Annotated in this window: 2 protein-coding genes; both read right to left on the bottom strand. The window is 63.0% G+C overall.

All coding sequences use genetic code 11. The features are described 5' to 3' along the window. Positions 1 to 230, bottom strand: a 230-nt coding sequence (locus tag AWB66_RS32325) for an ATP-binding protein (RefSeq protein WP_235021355.1), incomplete at its 3' end; no start/stop codon positions are given. Between the two features lie 6 nt (positions 231 to 236). Continuing rightward, entirely contained in the window at positions 237 to 1,754 is a 1,518-nt protein-coding gene (gene istA / locus AWB66_RS32320) for an IS21 family transposase (RefSeq protein WP_200819130.1), read from the bottom strand. Positions 1,755 to 1,976: the final 222 nt, after the last annotated feature.

The following is a 1,976-nucleotide window of genomic DNA, read 5'->3' as shown; positions in this document are numbered from 1 at the left end:
AAGTCGAACGTTTCGAGGGTCTTGCCCATTGCGAAGCCAGCGCGGGCCAGGCGGGTGCGCAGCTTCTTCTGGTCGCGCCGGGCGACTTCGTCGTGCAGCAGCATGGCGAGGAACTCCGTGTACGCGAGCTGGCCGTCAATGGCCTGCCGGTTGCGCTGCTCAAGGGAATCGAGCACGCCGGACAGGCGCAACTGCTTGAGGGTTGTGTTCAGTTCAGGACTGGGATTCATGGGCGTTTAGTGGATCAGCAGGGATTGGAGATTGCGACCGAAGCGGCCGCCGTTGACGTAGGTATCGGTGAGCGTTTGCGGGGACTCTGCGATGGGCTCGCTCTCCAGACCTTTGTCCAGAATTGTCTTGACGGTTCGCCACCTGGGGCTGGCATGCGCCAGCGCCCGTTCGCATGCGGCCTCCAGCCGCGCGTCACCCACCTTGCCGCGAAGCCGTACGATGCCCTGCGCACCGCGCAGGTTGACGAGCACCTCATCGTTGAAGAGCGCCAGAATCAGCGCGTGGCAGGCAGGACCGATTTCTTTGGCCTGCGCCAGACACCATTGCGGATCGTGTTCGAGCCACGCCTGTGCTGCCGGCGGCTGATGATCGCGGACGGTTGAGCGTGCGCCTGGCTTGCGCAGCCGGGGATGGGTGGCAACGAGTTCGTGCTGATGGAACAGCTGCACGACCGTGTCTGTCGCCTTCACCCACAGCGTCTTGCCGACCAGGGCGAACGGCACCGAGTAGAGCGCCTTGTGATGCTGGATGTGAGCGTCACGATGAACGTTGACCGTGGACCATGCGGCGAGCACGGGCGGTACATCGGGCAGCGCCGTCAATAGCGGCTTCTCGATGGCGAAGCGCGCCAGAGGCTGTTCGCGTGTCGTGCCGTGTTCACGAACACTGGCCTCCTGCATGATCCATTCACGCAACTGCCGGTTGGCGTCCAGCAGATCACGAAACGTGCGCAGCGGCATGAAGGACTTCTTGACGTATTTGACACCCGATTCGACGACGCCTTTCTTCTGCGGGTCGTGCGGCGGACAGGCATCGATCCTGAAACCGTATCCCTCAGCGAGGCCTGCGTAGGAACGCTGGACCTCGGGGTCGTACGTGCAGGCCCTGATGATCGCGCACTTCGCGTTGTCGATGATGATTCGCCCCGGGCAGCCGCCAAACCACTCGAAGGCGCGACGGTGGCAGGCAAGCCACGTCTCGACGGTCTGATCGAAGACGAGTTCGACGTACTGGTGACGCGACCAGCACAGCGTCATGACGAAGAACCACGTCTTGAGCGTATGACCTGATTCGTGGACGAGCGCGGGACCGGCGCCAAAGTCGACCTGCGCGGCATCGGCCGGCGGGAAGTCCAGAATCGTTGTCGCGGTGACGTTACGTTCGGCGCCCAGATGCTTCAGGAAGCGGCGCACCGCCGAATAGCTGCCGGTGTAGCCATGGTTGCGTTTGAGCGCACTGTGAATCGTCGTGCCCTGTACGTCAGCGTCAAACCAGCTGCTGATCTGCTCGCGAAAGGGTTCGAGCGTCGACACGCAGGTGCTGGGCAGGTGCGGTGTGCGGCCGAACTGACCGGCGATCACGGTGTCTTGCGGCAGCGGCTGCTCCGGATCGAGCCAGCCGAGCTCCTGCGCAGTGCGCCGTACGGCGGTGAGCTTCTTGCGGCCCATGAGCCCGGCGCGAGCTATGTCGCGGTCGGAATCGCCTTGCCGCATACGGACAAGGACTTGGCGGTACTCAAACAATTCGAACCTCCGGTTGGCCATGGGCGCTCCGCTCAGAAAAGAGCGAAGCGTACCCAGTTGGGAAAGTTCGAACCGCGTTCTGCTACACGGCGCAGGTGGCGCCTATACGCCGATCATCGGGTGGCGCCATTACGGCGATCATGGACTGGCTCCATTACGCCGATCCTGCGCTGGCACCTATGCGCCGATCATCAATTGGCTCCTATACGGCGATCCGTGACA

The sequence above is a fragment of the Caballeronia telluris genome, from assembly GCF_001544495.1.
Lineage (GTDB): Bacteria > Pseudomonadota > Gammaproteobacteria > Burkholderiales > Burkholderiaceae > Caballeronia > Caballeronia telluris.
This window is presented reverse-complemented; position numbering and strand designations above follow the sequence as displayed.